This window comes from bacterium SCSIO 12844 (genome assembly GCA_024397935.1).
GTDB lineage: Bacteria > Pseudomonadota > Gammaproteobacteria > Francisellales > Francisellaceae > M0027.
The window spans coordinates 436,155-451,896 of the sequence record CP073743.1 but is presented as its reverse complement, the minus strand read 5'-3'; the positions used below and the strand labels follow the sequence as shown (position 1 = coordinate 451,896).

Sequence of the window (15,742 nt, the reverse complement as noted above, 5' to 3'; positions counted from 1 at the left end):
TTAAGCTAAAAGCTCTTGTTTTAAACGTCGAAAATTACCTAATACGGAACCATCAATTACTAAATCACCTACTTGTATTACAGCGCCACCAATCAAACTTGGATCAATTTGTGTCTCAAGCTTAACTTCAGCATTAAATTTTTGCTCAAGTTTATTTTTCATTGCTAATACAATTTGATCAGACAGATCAAAAGCAGAGGTCATCACTGCATAAACTGATCGTTCTTTTTTTGCTTTAAAATCAGCATACAGCTCACTAATAGCACCAAATAAAGCCAAGCGTTTATTTTGAGCGATTACAGTTAATAAATTAATATATGCTTGATCCTGTATATTTAAAATGCTAATTACTGTTTGAACAATTTGAATTTGAGATACTTCAGGGTGATTTAAATACTGAGTAATTTCATCACATAAAATTGCTTTCTCAGCTAACTGAAATAATGATAACCATTCTTTCAATACACCCTTTTCATCTGCATATTCAAATGCTGCTTTAGCATACGGCCTAGCTAAATGGTAAAGTTCCGCCATCGTTTTTTCTTACCTTTTTGAATCTCTAAATCTCAGCCATTAATTTTTCCAATGCTCGATCATTTGCTGCTTTATCAAATTGATTACCAACAACTTTTTCGGCACCTAAAATAGCAATTTGTGCAACTTCATGCTTCAATTGATCACGCACACGAAGCTTTTCTGAATTAATTTCAGATAATGCTGCATGCTTGATACGTTCAGCTGCTAGTCGCGCTTCTTCTTTTGCTTCTTCATCCATCTTATGAGCACGCTCATTTGCTTGCTCAATAATAACAGTCGATTGAGCTTTAGCCTCATTTATAATTTCTTTAGCCTGACGCTGTGCTAATTCTAATTCTTTCGCTGCACGATCAGATTGAGCTAAGCCTTCTACAATTTTTTTCTTACGTTCATGTAAAGCTACACGTAATGGCGGCCATACATACTTCATCGTAAATGCAACAAAAATTGCAAAAGTAATCATCTGACCAATCAGGGTGAGGTTAATATTCATATCATCTCCTAATGGTTACCTACTTAAAACATCTAAGTTTAAATGATTAATTATCAATTCAAGCAAGAATAACCGAAGCTAATGGATTTGCAAATAATAAGTAGAAACCCATCGCAATTGAGATTGCAGCAAATGCATCTACGAAGGCAGCCACAATAAACATACGAACTAGTAACATACCACCTAATTCAGGTTGACGAGCAACCCCTTCTAAATATTTACCGCCTAGCACACCAAAACCGACAGCTGTTCCAAGTGCTGGCAACGCAATTAAAAGTGCAACTGCTACTGCAGTTAAGCCATTTAATTGAGTTAACAAATCGATTGCGTGTTGACTTAAGTTCATTTACGTTACTCCTTAGTTTCTAGTGTTTGATTACGCTTTTACTTTTAAACTTCAAAATTTTTCTAATGTTCATCTTGTGCCATTGCCAAATAGACCACTGTCAACATCATAAAGACAAAGGCTTGAATGACAATAACCAAAATATGAAATATTGCCCATAAGCCACCTAAAGGCCATTGTATCCACCATGGTAATAAGGCAATTAGTATAAAAATTAATTCACCTGCAAATAAGTTACCAAATAGTCGTAGTGACAATGATAATGGTTTTACCAACTCATCAATTAAACGAAATGCAATATTTAGTGGAAATAACCATGGTCCAAATGGACTTGTTAACATTTCTTTACCTAAGCCAAAAATACCTTTCGCTTTTAAGTTATAAAAAACAACCAAAATAAAGACACTAATAGATAAAGCAAAAGTTAATGATGGGTTTGCTGTCGGCACAATTCTAAAATAAGTTTCATGATATGGAATACCACTAATATTACTAATAAGCCACGGCACTAGATCAACAGGTAATAAATCCATAAAGTTCATCAAAAGCACCCAAACAAAAATTGTAATTGCAAGCGGTGTTACAAAACCACGGGGTCTGTGATAGGATTCAGCAACTGTGTTATCTATCCATTCACAAATTAATTCAACAAAATTCTGAAAGCGTCCAGGCACATCTGATGTTGCTCTTTTTGCAACTATATAAAATGCACCTAAAAATAAAACACCCAAAAGAATCGATACAATCATCGTATCTAAATCTAATGCCCAAAACTTGCTATCACCGAAATGAATTTGCCAAGATTGTAAGTGGTGTTTAACATAACCTGATGATGTTAAATCTTCTGTTATTTCACTCATAGTTTCCTTGTCTCTCTTACTTTATAAATAAAGGCATCATCCACATAGCTGCCTGCAGTAAAATTAATCCGATCAAGTATACACCAAAACTAACTTTAATGTACATTGCGACTAACACGCTACCGACTGCGATGACTAATAACTTTAAAAATTCGCCTAAAAACAATAATAAGACTTCATTTGGTGCTGTGAACAATATCGGTTTTAAAAAGAATCTCAATAGCATTAGCATATTACCGACAAATAGAATAACTGCACCTAAAAAAAAGGAAATAAAAGACTGATATGAAAAAGCAAACGCGATTAAAGAGCCAACAACAAGCAAAGCAAACTGAAATAATAAAAAAGGCTTTATCTGAAGTCTTTTCATTCTCTTTAAACTAGTTCCTATCTCTATTAAAGGATTAAAATTTGCGCAAAGTATATAGGTTTGCACCATTAAGTGCAAGCGTTAATGTTCATTGAAGTGCGAATTTTTAATTTTTGTAATTTTTATTAAATTCTAATAGCACTATTGTTATTTAACCGCCCGCCCTACCGTTTTTTCATTTGTAGTTATATTAGCGTTTAGAAAAATAATTAAAGGATTTTTTGTAGACTTTTCTCTACCATTGATAAAGTCTTCTCTAAAAGTTAATTTTTCTAAATGCTTATCTGAAATTTTATGACTATTACTTTCAAAAAAATGCTTACATTGATTATATAAATCTCTTGGAACTGTATATTTTACATCACCTAAAATTACACAATTTTGAGATTTAAACATATCTGTGAAGTTTAATTTGGAAGAAATAATTTCATGCTCATTTAAAATAGACTCTATATCTTTTGTGTTAATAAATTTAATAAACTGACTTATTGTCTCATCTGCTAAATCTAATTGCTCTATCGCACTATAATTACTCTCTATATTATCTAGTTTCATTATTTTAGCTATAACACTACCTAATAGCTCTGCTCCTTGATAATTCTGAAATGTGAAATAATTTTCTGAATGGGTATTTAAATAATTAATTTTAGTAGCTAATTGATCAACTTTTCTTTCATATTGGCATACTTGATCAATATTTGTATCTAATGGCAAGCCACACTCTTTAAGAAATAACTGTTTTACATCCGCGTCAAGTACACCATCACTTTGAGCAAATTGATCATTATAAAAATTAATAATGCGTGCACAGTGATTAATTTGAAATACATTTTCCTTCTTTTCAAAATAGACAACATCTTTTATTTTATTGATACGTTCCAAAACTGATTGTTCCGTTAATTCATCTAAAGCTGCATTTGCACCTTGAAAAGTAACAATACCTTTAACTTCATCTTTGATTGCATGTAGTCTTTCTAACTGCAGCTGTCGTAACTCTGATAATCTTTCATATTCTTCGCATGTAAAACTGTTTCGACTATCCCATTGTATATTTTGGTCTTTTACAATTTGCTTTTGCTCTTGAATATAAGCTAGATTAACTTTTTTACTACTTAAATTTGCTTGATTACCACTAGGTGCATCATAATACCTTTGCCCTGGCTTTATACCAGGTTCAAATTTTTGACTCAATTCATCACCATTAAGATTAAGATTTAAAATATGAACTTTGTGAATTTGAAATCGATTTCGATATAGATTATCTAAATTTAACATAATACGCCTCCCCGCATAAACCAATATAGTTAAAAATTAATTACTTTTTTATATAAATACTATTTAGTTACTAAATTGATTTAAGCTTTCTTCTATATCTTCAAAATTACAAAAACTATCCATAAACAATAGTTTAGGCTGATTATTTAGCTCATTATAAAACACATCAGAGTCACTAGTATTATGACTAATGTCATTACCAACATCAGTAATTAACTGTATCATTTGTGAAACTATCTCACTATCAAGCAAATCATCATTTAGCCAACTACTAGATATTTTTTCAAGCTGATTATTTTCAAGTCTATACTCTAGTTGATCAATTGTTAATTCATCATTGAACAAACATTGAAAACGTTGTTGGCCTTCCTTTATTTTATTCACTAAGTCTGTAGCTGGCAATGATTCAAATAAATTTGGGTTATCCTGTAGGCTAGGCAGTAATCCATTTTTTATTAACTCTAAATTTAAAAGTACCATACATAGTGTTCTACAGTTTGCATCAGTAAAAGGATGCAATCGTTCTAAAGATTGAGCCATATTGATAATAGCAGTTAATTTATCATCTTCGGTTTGACTAGCACTTATATTACTATGGTACTGCTCTAAAATAGAATTAACCAATTCAGACACAAGAGAGTTATTATCATATAAATTTATATATGTAATTTTATTAAATCTTTCAATATCACTATTATCTAATTTTGTATTCACTAGTTCATTTATAGGAACTGTTCTTTTGAAATTTTTATCATATAGCTGCATATGCAGATTAAGTATATCTTCTTTATATTCTTCATTTAAGCTACCCTTACTATCTAATTGCTGTTTAATCATTAGGTGATGATCAAGGTGACTTTTAAATTGTTCTAAGGTACTTATTTTAGCTTCAAATTGTTGCATACCTGCAGTAAAGCCCATCCCCACATTTTTATTCAATCCATTGACACTATTCTGACAGTCTTTATGTAGTGATTTAATCTCATTTGATGTTAATTCTGTATTTGAGCCCAAACGATTTAAAAATGCACTGGCTAATGCTTTAAAATAACCTTGTTCTTGTTTTTCTATTTCTGATGGCGTTTTTAACTTTGAATCAACTGTTTTTACACCATCCCAAAATAAAAGAACTAATGCCTTAGGATTTTTCTCAAAAAATTCAATTAAATCTCTATTTGTAATATTTGACATAACTCCCCCCAATTCAACTAAAACTATTAATTGGAGCGAATTATTTTATAAAAATTACTGAATAACCACCCCACCATAGAATCAATATATCAAATTTTAAATATAATATCAAATAAGCTATAGCAAAAAACTAAACACTTTGTAATAACATCTGCACAGGCGATAACTGAATCTGTGTATTAAATAAATCATAATTATTTTTTTTAGTTTCTTTTAATAATTTTAACCACAGGTTTAAATTAATCATTAAAGGCTTTAATTGCTTTTTACTTTTTAAGTTTAACTGTGATTTTAACGTTTTATGTATCTTTTGAACTTGTTTGTTTAATGAGTTAAGCCAATAAGTTATGCCCTCTGATAGCTTATATTGTTTTAATTGTGCTAACGTGACGTTGTAGTGATTTAAATAACTATCTGTTGGTAACAATAAATCTCTTTTCATTAATTCAGGTAAAAAATAAATATAATGTACTAATGCAATTATCTCTGCAATTGGTCTTATATTAGTTTCCAAATCATTACTAACAAAACAAGAAGCTTTCAATTTTTCAAAAGCATAAAAATAATTAATCAAATGACTCACTAAAACTTCATATGAATCAACCTGACTATCATAAATTACAAACGCTAATGCATATTCGCTCATTTCTATAATTAATTGCTGTTGATTATTTGTTAAATCAATTTGATTTAATTGTTTACTAATTGGGTGCTGTGGTGATCCATTAAAAGTATTTTTTAATTCTTCATGCCACCAAATTAATTTTTGCCGAGCCACATCTTGATCTTGATAAAACCAAGCAGTTTTAATCATCTGAAAGTGTACATTTTCAAATAACATCAATTTCTGTTTAGTTTGCTCATCAAATACTTTTCGATAACAGTAATATAAATGACTATATAATTTCGGGTTGGTTTCAAATTGTTCTAACTGGTAGATGTAAGCCATATTTTTAATTCATCCAAATGGTCAATTGTACCACTTTTTATCCCAGATGCCTTTAATTGATTATATTTACCATAACCATAAGTAACAAAAATACCATATAACCCTGCAGCTTCGGCAGCTTTCATATCGCTTAGTGAATCACCGACAAATAATGCTTCTTCAGGTGTAATACCACTTCGATAACAAATCTCTTTTAATGGTAAAGGATCTGGCTTATGTCTTGGTAAATCATCTTGGCAAATAATTAATTCACTTAAAGGCAGTAAAGGTAAATTATCTAATGATGGCTTAATAATAGAGCGTACTTTATTGGTAACAATGCCCCAAATTATACCTTGTTGATCTAATAATGATAATAAACCCTCAACACCTGGAAATGGGCGGTTATAACGATGACCTTCTTGACGATAATATAATAAGCCACTTAAAAAACCTTGCTGTAATACTTCATCAGCCAAATCAGCCTGACATAAACGCATTAAGTAAACTAAACCTTCACCTGCATAAGGACGCAATTTATCATCACCGGCATAAGGAATATCAAAGCGATTACAGATATATTCAACCGTTGCTAAAATACCACCAGCTGTATCTTCTAATGTACCATCTAAGTCAAAAAAAATGCCTTTAATTTTGTTTTTTAACGGCAAGGATGTAGTTAACATCAACATTTTTTCCTAATTTAAATTGCTTTATAATAGGATTATAGTGGATTCCAGTGATCTCATGTGGCTCAAATCCAATTGATTGACTCCATTGAACCAATTCCGAGGGTTTAATAAAACGATGATATTGATGTGTTCCTTTTGGTATCATCCCCATAACATACTCTGCTGCAATAATAGCTAAAAGATAAGATTTAGCATTTCGATTTAATGTAGAAAAAAATGCAATTCCACCTGGTTTTAATGCCTGATAACAAGCATTAATTACCGCCTCTGGTTCTGGCACATGTTCAAGCATTTCAAGACATGTAATTACATCAAATCGCTGTTGGTTTTCTTCGGCATAACTTTCAATATTTTGACAGACATAATTAACATGAATCGCCTGATCTTCTATGTGTAACCTTGCAGCTTTTAGAACATCTTCACTTAAATCCAAACCTGTTATATCACCACCAGCTTTGGCCATTGCCTCAGATAAAATGCCACCACCACAGCCGACGTCGAGTACTTTTTTACCATTTAAATTGATATTACGCTGAATAAACTCAACTCGTAATGGATTCACTGCATGTAAAGTCCATAACTCACCACGAGCATCCCACCATTTATTTGACAACTCTGAAAACTTTTCTATTTCTTTTTGATCGACATTCATCACATTAAAACTCGAATATTTTTTATACCATAATTAAATTTTTTTAATAATCTTGCCTCGTTGTTTTTGAACATTATTTTCAAAAACAACGTATACTAAGATAGTATACCACTAAAAAATAAGTGTACACAGGCAATTAATAGAAAGTATAATGCGGCTTTTAAGTAATTTAAAACAACACTTGGAAATATCAATGCATAAACAGGTTATTAACTCTATACTGCTATTGCTATCAGTACTGTTTATCTCAAGTTGTGCGACTAAAAGTAATCCAGACCCCTACGAACCAATGAATCGTGCTATTTTTAATTTTAATGATAAAGCTTATAAATATGCTGTAGGCCCTGCAACTGATGCTTATGTTTATACAGTTCCTGGTGAATTTAGAAGTGGTATTAATAACTTTTTTACAAACCTTGGTAATGTTAGCAATATCACTAACGATTTACTTCAAGCTGAGTGGTACTATGCATTCGTTGATAGTAGCCGCTTAGTTTTAAATACAATTTTTGGTGTCTTTGGTTTTTTTGATGTCGCAAAAACTGTTGGTCTTAATCGACACACACAAACTTTTGGCCTAACACTTGCCAAATGGGGTTATACAAACTCTGCTTATTTAGTCCTACCAATCATAGGCCCTTCAACTGTACGAGATACCATAGGCTTAATCCCAGATTATTATTTATATCCACTACAATATAGTAAAATACCTTTCCCACTTAATCTTGCAACTGCAGGTATTTATGGATTAAACCAATCAGCAATTTATCTGCCTCAATATAATAGCTTAACTGAATTTGCATTCGATCCTTATGTGGCAACAAGAAATGCTTATTTACAGTATATGAATCATCTTATTGACCCAAACAAAAATCCAGATGCAGGTGTCAATTTTAAAAATGAAGAATTTTAGTTAACTTAGCTAATCTCTACGTAAGCGATCGAAAATTGCAATTGGGTTTGGATAAAATAAAACAACAATATAAGAAGAAATGATAAACGTTAGTATCGTTACTGCTTGTATTACTGTATAACTTTGAGAGGTTAATACACTTGCCTGAAAGGCCATAAACCCAAGTAATAATGAAAACTCACTACCCTGGCCTAATCTAACACCAATTTCAAGTGCAGTTTTCTTCTTCTCACCAAAAATTGCAAATAATGCACCATAGACAATAGGTTTAATGATCATAATGATCACTGTTAATAATAACACCACTTGCCAAACATCAATAATTAAAGGAAAGTTAAAGCCTGCACCCACTGAAAAGAAAAAGATAATTAAGAAAAAATCTCTTAAAGGTTTTAAATTTTCTGAAATATATTGTGATATTGGAGAGTTTGCGATGGTAACACCTGCGATGAATGCACCAATTTCACTTGAAATACCCAATGTAGTTGCCAATTGGCTCATGCCTAGGCACCAACCAATTGCAACTAAAAAGATATATTCTTTATAGCGATTAAATTTCCTTAATAACTTAAATAATATAAATTTTTCCGCATAATAAGCGATTAATACGAGTACTGGTAATGCAATAAACATCATTAACAAGCGCCACCAGTTAAACTCAGTTGCACCTGTTGTTAATAAATCTAATACGGTTAACATAAAAATAGCAATAATATCTTGTAATAGCAAAATACCAATGGCGATATTACCAATACGCTGATGATGTAGTGCTGTCGTTGGCATTAGCTTCAAACAAATAATGGTGCTTGAAAATATCATACATACACCAACGAGCAAACTTTCAACAAAACTAAAACCAAACTCATAACAAATAACAATAGTAATCGTTGCAAATACAAGACTACTAACAACGGTAATAATTACCATTTTATTTAACATTTCGATTAAACTTTTTAATTGAAGATGTAAACCCAATAAGAATAATAAAAACATAATACCAAAGTCAGATACCTCTGATATCATCTCAGTACTTTGGACAAATTTAAGTCCATAAGGCCCAACTAACATCCCAAGCGCAATATAGGCAACAATGATCGCTTGCCTTGTATATAGAGCAACCGTTGCAAATATAGAAGCACCAAAAAATATTAAGAAAAATGTAAATATTAACCCTGTATGTTCCATAATCTCAAAAATTTAGAATAAATACTACGTTAATTATATGCTTGGTTAATCAATTTTGCTATGAATACCTGAAATTTAAATATTACAAATTTTGATATTTAAAACGGCTTAGTTGACCTGTATATTTACATTTCTTCCAGTTAGCTTATAATCCAAGACAATCACTAATATCAACCTATTTAGGCACTCGTTTAAATGCTTGAAAAAACACTCAAATTACTTAATATATCCGTTACAGATCAACAGTTAGAACGATTTGAACAATACATTGAACTTTTATTTAAATGGAATAAAGCCTATAATTTATCTGCAATTAGAGAAAAATCTTCAATGTACTCTCATCATTTATATGATAGCTTATCTATTGCACCCTATGTTACAAAAAAGCAAATCATCGATGTTGGTAGTGGCGCTGGTTTACCTGGTATTCCACTTGCAATTTTATTTCCTGAAAAACACATAACCTTACTTGATAGTAATATTAAGAAATCACGTTTTCAGCGTCAAGTAATGCTCGAACTTAAGTTAGATAATGTTGATGTCATACATACTCGAGTTGAAGATTATCAACCCAATGAATGCTTTGATTATGTTATCTCTCGTGCCTTTAGCTCACTTACTCAAATGGTAACACTATGCCAACATTTATTAAAATTTGATGGCGAATATTTGGCTATGAAAGGAACTAATCCAATTGATGAAATTAAACTACTTGATCAAAAAGCTAGATTTGATATTCAAACAATACCATTAAATGTACCTAAAATTAATGCACATCGTCACTTATTAATCATTAAAAAAACATAAAATAAAGGCTTATTCAATTCTAACTTTGGCATCATAGCCATAAAAGCCAAAAAAGAAGATATATAAATAGCAAATAATAGGCACAATAAAAGATAAGGTTAAGCCAATATGATCTGCAAGTATACCTTGAACTAATGGTATTATCGCACCTCCGACAATTGAAACACATAATAGCCCTGAACCTAAAGAGGTTTTTGAACCTAGCTCTCTGACACCTAAACTAAAGATAGTTGGGAATAAAATTGAATTAAATAAGCCAACTGCTAAAATTGCCCACATGGCAATATGACTATAAGATAAAATTGAAATAGCAACTAAGATAATTGCAATAACGGCATTAAAGCAAACGGCTTTAGGTGGATGCACTTTTGTCAAAACGATAGATCCTAATAGTCGACCAATCATTGCACCGCCCCAATAAAATGCAACATATTTCGCTGCCTCTTCAGGCACTAACTTTAATATATGCTCACTACCAAAGTAATTAACCAAAAAACTACCAATGGTAACTTCTGCACCGACATAAGCAAAAATTGCAAAGCATCCATAAATTAAATGCTTATGCTTCCAAATTTGTTTTTCTTCTCCTGAATATTGCTCATTTTCATCATGCTCGACATCATTTTTTAATTTAGCCAAAGGAAAAATCATAAAAAATAAACAAAGCACGAACATAATAATTGCTAGTACTAAATAAGGTATTTGAATTGCTCTAACTGTAGCTTCAATATCATTGCCAGCCTTAGCAATAGCGCCTAAAATAAAAACACCACCAATAATAGGTCCAATCGTTGTACCTAAAGAATTTAAACCTTGAACAAATGTTAAGCGAGCAGATGCACTCTTTTTATTTCCCAATAAGGATACATAAGGGTTTGCAGCAACTTGTAGAACAACGATACCGGCTGCCAAGACAAATAAGCTAATTAAAAAGTAAGCATAAACTTCATAACCTGCAGCAGGCCAAAACCCAAGACAACCAACTCCTGCAACTAAGAAACCAATGACTACTGTCCAACGATAACCCAACCAATGCAAAAGTCGTGATAATGGAATTGATAGAATCGCATAAGTCATAAAAAAAACAAATTGAACCAACATTGCTTGTGCATAGCTTAGTGTAAAAAGTGCCTTTAAGTGTGGTATTAGAATATCATTTAATGACGTTAATAAACCCCACATAAAAAACGCCATTGAAATCGTACCAAAAGAAAAATAAGTTCTATTAAATTTCATAATCTGAATTATATTTATACTAGTTTATTATGCTAAGTATTCCAATACTAGTGCTTTTATACTTCAGATTCAATTTATTTATTTTCTTTAGAAACAATTATTATCGATGCGCTATCGCTTGAATTTCTAATAAAAGCCCTTCTTGTACTAACTCGCTAATACCAATGGATGTACTCGTATAATGACTATTAGGCATTACTTCTTTTCGTACTTGCCAAAAGTCAGGGCCATGCTTTGAAAGTGATACAATATAGCAAGTCATATAAACAATATGCTCTAATGATAGTGATGCTTCTTTTAATATAATCCCCATATTTTCAAATGTTTTATATGCTTGTTCTTTCATTGAGTGACCAACTAAATTGCCATTGGCATCTAAACCAGCTTGACCTGTTACAAATACATAATCACCTTGAACCACTGCTTGACTAAAACCATAATGCTGATAATTATTTACTTGGTCTGTATTGATAATTTCTTTTGAATTTTTCATCTAACCACCTCTATATTCATTCTTTAAACTAGCTATATTCAAGCATAATAATTAAATTATAATTGGTAAAATATATTAATATTAATATATCAATAATTTTTTCTTATTACCTTTTAACTATTATTCAACTAAACTTTAGTTGAAACTTAAATAACGTAAAAGTAGGAAGTAAGGAAATCAATATGCCCTGGATATTAATCAGTTTTATTTTCTATTTAATCACAATCTTAGTTAGTTGGTTTATTAGTCGCAAGCTTGGTATCTTCTTATTTATTATCTTTTTAGTACTCTATGCTTTAGTACTTTATCATCATATGACTGATCAATTACCCATTTCTTTATAAAGGAGCGTATTATGAATGATCAGCAAGTCAGTCGATTTTTGCGTCTTATTAACATTATTGATATCCTTGGTATTATTATTGTTTTAATCATTGCTTTTTATTTTCAATTTATTTTTAATGAACTACCTTGTCCTTTGTGCTTACTCCAACGACTTGGTTTATTAGCTATTTGTTTTGGCTTTTTATTAAATATTCATTATCAACCACGACCCAGTCATTATGCATTATCAATTCTCGCAGCAATTATTACTGCAATGACTGCCATGCGACAAATTTTATTACATATTGAACCTGGCGATCAAGGTTATGGTAGTGCTGTATTAGGATTACATATGTATACTTGGGTATTTATTTTTGCTGCCCTTGCGATTATCTATATTGCAATTATTTTAAGTATACCCAGACAGTATCACTTAAAGAAAGATTCTGAAAAAGTTGTCAAACCAAAAAACAAATTATTGCGCACTTTTACATCTATTGCATTTTTACTATTTATTGCTTTATTAATTGCGAATATCATCTCTTTATACTTAGAGTGTGGATTAAAAGAATGTCCAGACAACCCAACTAATTATATAATCTCATTTCCTTATACAAAATAGTTAGCCCATGAAGCATAATTTTTAATTTTGCTTTCTAGCAAATAATTGGCTTATAATCACCATCCATTTGATTATTATAAAATTAACTAATCATTTTTTGATGCAATGCTAGACTTCAAAAAGAATAAAATATAATAACAGTCAAAGGAGCTTAATTTAATTATGAATAATATTATAACTACAATTTACTATACCTTAGCCTATACACCCTGGTGGGTTTATGTATTATTTATTTATTTACTCTTTATTGGTATTAAAGCTAGCAAACCAAGCCATAAACCAATTAGTAAACTTGCTATTATTCCTGCCATTTTCTTAATCTTATCGATTGAGTCATTGATTAATCAAACCAATCTACATGGTATTAATTTATTAGCTTATGCTATTGCCTTAGTCATTGGTATTATCATAGGCTTTATTATCGCTTGCTTTATTGGTGCACAGGCAACTAAAGAAAACAATAAATATATAATCATATTACCTGGTAGCTGGCTAACGTTGATTTTGATACTAATTATCTTTATATCTAAATATTACTTTGGCTTTAAAGTTGGTGATAACCCCAATTTAATACATAACCTATACTTTACAATTACAATGCTAAGCGTTTATGGCGTTACCGCAGGGCTTTTTATTGGGCGATTTATTTTTTATTTAATGCGCATTTACCAATATAGAAAGAGAGAAACTAGCTAGATTCTAGTCTCATATCAACATGTAAAATGCCATAATCATCATAAGGCTCTGATAAGGTAATAAATCCAAACTGTTGATAATAACTTTCTAAATGGGCTTGTGCGCCAATGATAATTGTAGCGTTTTTATGTAACTCTTTTATTTTATCCAATGCCCCTTTCACCAAATAAGTACCTAACTTTTGTTTTCGATACGCAGGGTTAACAACAACACGACCAAAAGTCCACTGTCCACTATCTGTTTGATAGATACGAATATAACCGGTCAACTGATCAGCTTGATATAATAATCCATGATATGATTTTTGATCTAAGTTATCTAAATCCGGATAAGCACAAACTTGCTCAACAACGAAAATATCTGACCTTAACTTTAATATACTATATAGCTCATTTAATGATAACTGATCAAACGAAAGCCAACGAATGCCTTCTACTTTTTGCATATTAACCCTTAACTATACTTTTTTTATATCATGATGATCATTGTGACAGACTGGCAAGCGTATTTGAACTTCTAATCCACCTGAAGCAACATGTTTGGCAATCACAGAACCATCATGCAATCTAACAACCTCTTTAACAATAGATAGCCCAAGTCCACTACCTTGCTCTTTTGTACCTGTTTGACGATAGAATCGATCAAATATACGCTCTAATTGCTCCGCTTTGACACCAATACCATTATCAATTACTGCTATCAGCACATTTGCATCTTCTAGAACTATATTTAACATAACTTGCCCATTGTCAGGTGTGTAACGAATGGCATTATCTAAAAGATTACGAAATAATACATCAAGTGCAGCATGACTTGCTAGAATATAAACAGGTTCATCCGAACGATTTAAACTTAACTCTATTGATTTTTGCATTGCTACAGGTACCATTTCAGCAACCCACTCTGCAGCAAAACGATTGATTTCTATTGTCTCAACTCTTGACTGTAAAGCTTTATTTGGCTCAAGCCTAGTAAGCGTTAATAATTGATCAATAATATGATAATAACGATCCATATTTTTCAGTGCAACGATCATTTTTTCCTTAATTAAATCAATATCATTTAAATTCAGTGCAACTTCAATTTGTGCTTTTATACCTGCTAAAGGAGTTTTTAATTCATGTGCTGCATCACCTGCAAAACGGCTTTCTCTCTCTAGTATTTGATTGAATTTAATAAATAATTGATTTAATTGATCTAATAACGGCTGTACTTCTTTAGGAATTTTTTTAACAACTAATGGTTCAATACTTCTTGGGTTACGTTTTCTTAATGCTTGAGCAATTTTAAATAATGGTGCAAAAATAATTCTAACTAAAAGCATTAGCATCACTGCTGATATGACATATAACCATAAGATTTCCTTTAACAGTGTCCAAAATAATTCCATCACAACTTGATTTTTAAAACTCTGATTAACTGCAATAACAATTCTTATAGGCTGGTAATGACTTCTCATACTAAAAACATACCAACTAGATTCAATCGAATCTTTTGATTTTGCTGTACTAAAGCCATAAGGCACACCTAATGGCTTATCTGGTGCATTAGAGGATTTAAGTAATATATGATGATCCTTTAGACTATAGACTTGAAAAAAGAACGCTTCGCTATAAATATTATAAAACTCTTGCGTTTGAGGTTTTGTATAAGCTTTAACATCGCTATCTGTAATTCTCTGTGCTTGTTCAGTATTTAATAATTTAGCTAATGCTTGTAATGATGTATGTTGAATATTCATAGAAACTAAGACATCAACCAAACCTGCAGCATGTACCATTTGAATATTAAATAACTTTTCATTTTGTTTATCCAACTGCATATAGTTTACTAACGTCAAAAACCCCATAATCAAGGTAATAAATACAAATAATGAGATATTTAAAATTCGATGCATCGAAACTGATTCTTTTGGTAAAATGTAAATTGCCTTTAAGCGATTTTTAAACCGCTTTAATAATCTGGCCAATTCCATACCTTTCTCCAATTTGCCATCTTATGACTGTAAGCTTAATCAAACAAAATCAAATGTGCAAAAAACACCTAAGCTTAATACTTGCCTTTGTCATCATATTTATCTAAACTTGCGACTATTTTCCAAATAACATCTTAAGCTAACTTT

Annotated in this window: 20 protein-coding genes; 5 read left to right on the top strand and 15 right to left on the bottom strand. The window is 31.1% G+C overall.

Annotated elements, in window-relative coordinates:
• The 10 genes from KFE69_02230 to ubiG form a co-directional block, all read right to left on the bottom strand.
• Entirely contained in the window at positions 1 to 534 is a 534-nt protein-coding gene (locus KFE69_02230; GenBank protein ID UTW42980.1) for a F0F1 ATP synthase subunit delta, read from the bottom strand.
• A gap of 25 nt (positions 535 to 559) precedes the next feature.
• Positions 560 to 1,030 (bottom strand): F0F1 ATP synthase subunit B, encoded by a 471-nt coding sequence (locus KFE69_02225; GenBank protein UTW42979.1) that lies wholly within the window; start codon positions 1,028 to 1,030, stop codon positions 560 to 562.
• Positions 1,031 to 1,088: 58 nt separating this feature from the next.
• Positions 1,089 to 1,376, bottom strand: a complete 288-nt coding sequence (atpE, locus tag KFE69_02220; protein UTW42978.1) for a F0F1 ATP synthase subunit C — start codon at positions 1,374 to 1,376, stop codon at positions 1,089 to 1,091.
• A 62-nt stretch (positions 1,377 to 1,438) separates the two neighbouring features.
• The gene (gene atpB / locus KFE69_02215) at positions 1,439 to 2,236 is read right to left on the bottom strand and encodes a F0F1 ATP synthase subunit A (protein ID UTW42977.1); all 798 of its coding nucleotides are present in this window, start codon (positions 2,234 to 2,236) and stop codon (positions 1,439 to 1,441) included.
• 16 nt (positions 2,237 to 2,252) lie between these two features.
• Positions 2,253 to 2,606 (bottom strand): ATP synthase subunit I, encoded by a 354-nt coding sequence (locus KFE69_02210; protein ID UTW42976.1) that lies wholly within the window; start codon positions 2,604 to 2,606, stop codon positions 2,253 to 2,255.
• A 147-nt stretch (positions 2,607 to 2,753) separates the two neighbouring features.
• On the bottom strand, positions 2,754 to 3,881 hold the full coding sequence (locus KFE69_02205; GenBank protein UTW42975.1) for a hypothetical protein: 1,128 nt from the start codon (positions 3,879 to 3,881) through the stop codon (positions 2,754 to 2,756).
• A 63-nt stretch (positions 3,882 to 3,944) separates the two neighbouring features.
• Positions 3,945 to 5,072 (bottom strand): Fic family protein, encoded by a 1,128-nt coding sequence (locus tag KFE69_02200; GenBank protein UTW42974.1) that lies wholly within the window; start codon positions 5,070 to 5,072, stop codon positions 3,945 to 3,947.
• A gap of 130 nt (positions 5,073 to 5,202) precedes the next feature.
• Positions 5,203 to 6,021, bottom strand: a complete 819-nt coding sequence (locus tag KFE69_02195) for a hypothetical protein (protein ID UTW42973.1) — start codon at positions 6,019 to 6,021, stop codon at positions 5,203 to 5,205.
• Complete coding sequence (locus KFE69_02190) at positions 6,000 to 6,686, bottom strand: HAD-IA family hydrolase (GenBank protein ID UTW42972.1); 687 nt, start codon at positions 6,684 to 6,686, stop codon at positions 6,000 to 6,002. Before KFE69_02190 ends, KFE69_02195 begins: the two co-directional genes overlap by 22 nt.
• Positions 6,649 to 7,344 carry a bifunctional 2-polyprenyl-6-hydroxyphenol methylase/3-demethylubiquinol 3-O-methyltransferase UbiG gene (gene ubiG / locus KFE69_02185; GenBank protein ID UTW42971.1) on the bottom strand — a complete coding sequence of 232 codons (696 nt, stop codon included), beginning with the start codon at positions 7,342 to 7,344 and terminating at the stop codon, positions 6,649 to 6,651. The genes KFE69_02190 and ubiG overlap by 38 nt, the downstream gene beginning before the upstream one ends.
• A gap of 193 nt (positions 7,345 to 7,537) precedes the next feature.
• On the opposite strand from ubiG, the gene KFE69_02180 reads away from it, so the two are divergent.
• On the top strand, positions 7,538 to 8,257 hold the full coding sequence (locus tag KFE69_02180; GenBank protein UTW42970.1) for a VacJ family lipoprotein: 720 nt from the start codon (positions 7,538 to 7,540) through the stop codon (positions 8,255 to 8,257).
• Between the two features lie 9 nt (positions 8,258 to 8,266).
• Here KFE69_02180 and KFE69_02175 read toward each other — a convergent pair whose 3' ends face one another.
• Complete coding sequence (locus KFE69_02175) at positions 8,267 to 9,442, bottom strand: cation:proton antiporter (protein UTW42969.1); 1,176 nt, start codon at positions 9,440 to 9,442, stop codon at positions 8,267 to 8,269.
• Between the two features lie 195 nt (positions 9,443 to 9,637).
• On the opposite strand from KFE69_02175, the gene rsmG reads away from it, so the two are divergent.
• Positions 9,638 to 10,249 carry a 16S rRNA (guanine(527)-N(7))-methyltransferase RsmG gene (gene rsmG, locus KFE69_02170; protein ID UTW42968.1) on the top strand — a complete coding sequence of 204 codons (612 nt, stop codon included), beginning with the start codon at positions 9,638 to 9,640 and terminating at the stop codon, positions 10,247 to 10,249.
• A 9-nt stretch (positions 10,250 to 10,258) separates the two neighbouring features.
• Here rsmG and KFE69_02165 read toward each other — a convergent pair whose 3' ends face one another.
• Complete coding sequence (locus KFE69_02165; protein ID UTW42967.1) at positions 10,259 to 11,485, bottom strand: sugar MFS transporter; 1,227 nt, start codon at positions 11,483 to 11,485, stop codon at positions 10,259 to 10,261.
• Between the two features lie 100 nt (positions 11,486 to 11,585).
• On the bottom strand, positions 11,586 to 11,978 hold the full coding sequence (locus KFE69_02160; protein ID UTW42966.1) for a RidA family protein: 393 nt from the start codon (positions 11,976 to 11,978) through the stop codon (positions 11,586 to 11,588).
• A gap of 182 nt (positions 11,979 to 12,160) precedes the next feature.
• On the opposite strand from KFE69_02160, the gene KFE69_02155 reads away from it, so the two are divergent.
• From KFE69_02155 to KFE69_02145, 3 genes are all read left to right on the top strand, one after another.
• Positions 12,161 to 12,322 carry a hypothetical protein gene (locus tag KFE69_02155; protein ID UTW42965.1) on the top strand — a complete coding sequence of 54 codons (162 nt, stop codon included), beginning with the start codon at positions 12,161 to 12,163 and terminating at the stop codon, positions 12,320 to 12,322.
• 11 nt (positions 12,323 to 12,333) lie between these two features.
• Complete coding sequence (locus KFE69_02150; GenBank protein ID UTW42964.1) at positions 12,334 to 12,924, top strand: disulfide bond formation protein B; 591 nt, start codon at positions 12,334 to 12,336, stop codon at positions 12,922 to 12,924.
• 162 nt (positions 12,925 to 13,086) lie between these two features.
• Positions 13,087 to 13,620, top strand: coding sequence for a hypothetical protein (locus KFE69_02145; protein UTW42963.1), 534 nt, complete (start codon positions 13,087 to 13,089; stop codon positions 13,618 to 13,620).
• Here the strand turns inward: KFE69_02145 and KFE69_02140 are convergent.
• Together KFE69_02140 and KFE69_02135 are read right to left on the bottom strand one after the other, a co-directional pair.
• Entirely contained in the window at positions 13,613 to 14,065 is a 453-nt protein-coding gene (locus KFE69_02140) for a GNAT family N-acetyltransferase (GenBank protein ID UTW42962.1), read from the bottom strand. The genes KFE69_02145 and KFE69_02140 overlap by 8 nt on opposite strands.
• A gap of 12 nt (positions 14,066 to 14,077) precedes the next feature.
• Positions 14,078 to 15,595, bottom strand: coding sequence for a GHKL domain-containing protein (locus KFE69_02135; protein UTW42961.1), 1,518 nt, complete (start codon positions 15,593 to 15,595; stop codon positions 14,078 to 14,080).
• Positions 15,596 to 15,742 lie beyond the last annotated feature (147 nt).

What these genes read in the sequence shown, in the direction of transcription:
- KFE69_02205 (UTW42975.1), bottom strand. Translation starts at nt 3,881, where the DNA reads ATGTTAAATTTAGATAATCTATATCGAAATCGATTTCAAATTCACAAA.
- KFE69_02135 (UTW42961.1), bottom strand. Translation starts at nt 15,595, where the DNA reads ATGGAATTGGCCAGATTATTAAAGCGGTTTAAAAATCGCTTAAAGGCA.
- KFE69_02175 (UTW42969.1), bottom strand. Translation starts at nt 9,442, where the DNA reads ATGGAACATACAGGGTTAATATTTACATTTTTCTTAATATTTTTTGGT.
- KFE69_02140 (UTW42962.1), bottom strand. Translation starts at nt 14,065, where the DNA reads ATGCAAAAAGTAGAAGGCATTCGTTGGCTTTCGTTTGATCAGTTATCA.
- KFE69_02195 (UTW42973.1), bottom strand. Translation starts at nt 6,021, where the DNA reads ATGGCTTACATCTACCAGTTAGAACAATTTGAAACCAACCCGAAATTA.
- KFE69_02230 (UTW42980.1), bottom strand. Translation starts at nt 534, where the DNA reads ATGGCGGAACTTTACCATTTAGCTAGGCCGTATGCTAAAGCAGCATTT.
- KFE69_02180 (UTW42970.1), top strand. Translation starts at nt 7,538, where the DNA reads ATGCATAAACAGGTTATTAACTCTATACTGCTATTGCTATCAGTACTG.
- rsmG (UTW42968.1), top strand. Translation starts at nt 9,638, where the DNA reads ATGCTTGAAAAAACACTCAAATTACTTAATATATCCGTTACAGATCAA.
- KFE69_02210 (UTW42976.1), bottom strand. Translation starts at nt 2,606, where the DNA reads ATGAAAAGACTTCAGATAAAGCCTTTTTTATTATTTCAGTTTGCTTTG.
- KFE69_02150 (UTW42964.1), top strand. Translation starts at nt 12,334, where the DNA reads ATGAATGATCAGCAAGTCAGTCGATTTTTGCGTCTTATTAACATTATT.
- ubiG (UTW42971.1), bottom strand. Translation starts at nt 7,344, where the DNA reads ATGAATGTCGATCAAAAAGAAATAGAAAAGTTTTCAGAGTTGTCAAAT.
- KFE69_02225 (UTW42979.1), bottom strand. Translation starts at nt 1,030, where the DNA reads ATGAATATTAACCTCACCCTGATTGGTCAGATGATTACTTTTGCAATT.
- KFE69_02160 (UTW42966.1), bottom strand. Translation starts at nt 11,978, where the DNA reads ATGAAAAATTCAAAAGAAATTATCAATACAGACCAAGTAAATAATTAT.
- atpB (UTW42977.1), bottom strand. Translation starts at nt 2,236, where the DNA reads ATGAGTGAAATAACAGAAGATTTAACATCATCAGGTTATGTTAAACAC.
- KFE69_02200 (UTW42974.1), bottom strand. Translation starts at nt 5,072, where the DNA reads ATGTCAAATATTACAAATAGAGATTTAATTGAATTTTTTGAGAAAAAT.
- KFE69_02155 (UTW42965.1), top strand. Translation starts at nt 12,161, where the DNA reads ATGCCCTGGATATTAATCAGTTTTATTTTCTATTTAATCACAATCTTA.
- atpE (UTW42978.1), bottom strand. Translation starts at nt 1,376, where the DNA reads ATGAACTTAAGTCAACACGCAATCGATTTGTTAACTCAATTAAATGGC.
- KFE69_02165 (UTW42967.1), bottom strand. Translation starts at nt 11,485, where the DNA reads ATGAAATTTAATAGAACTTATTTTTCTTTTGGTACGATTTCAATGGCG.
- KFE69_02145 (UTW42963.1), top strand. Translation starts at nt 13,087, where the DNA reads ATGAATAATATTATAACTACAATTTACTATACCTTAGCCTATACACCC.
- KFE69_02190 (UTW42972.1), bottom strand. Translation starts at nt 6,686, where the DNA reads ATGTTAACTACATCCTTGCCGTTAAAAAACAAAATTAAAGGCATTTTT.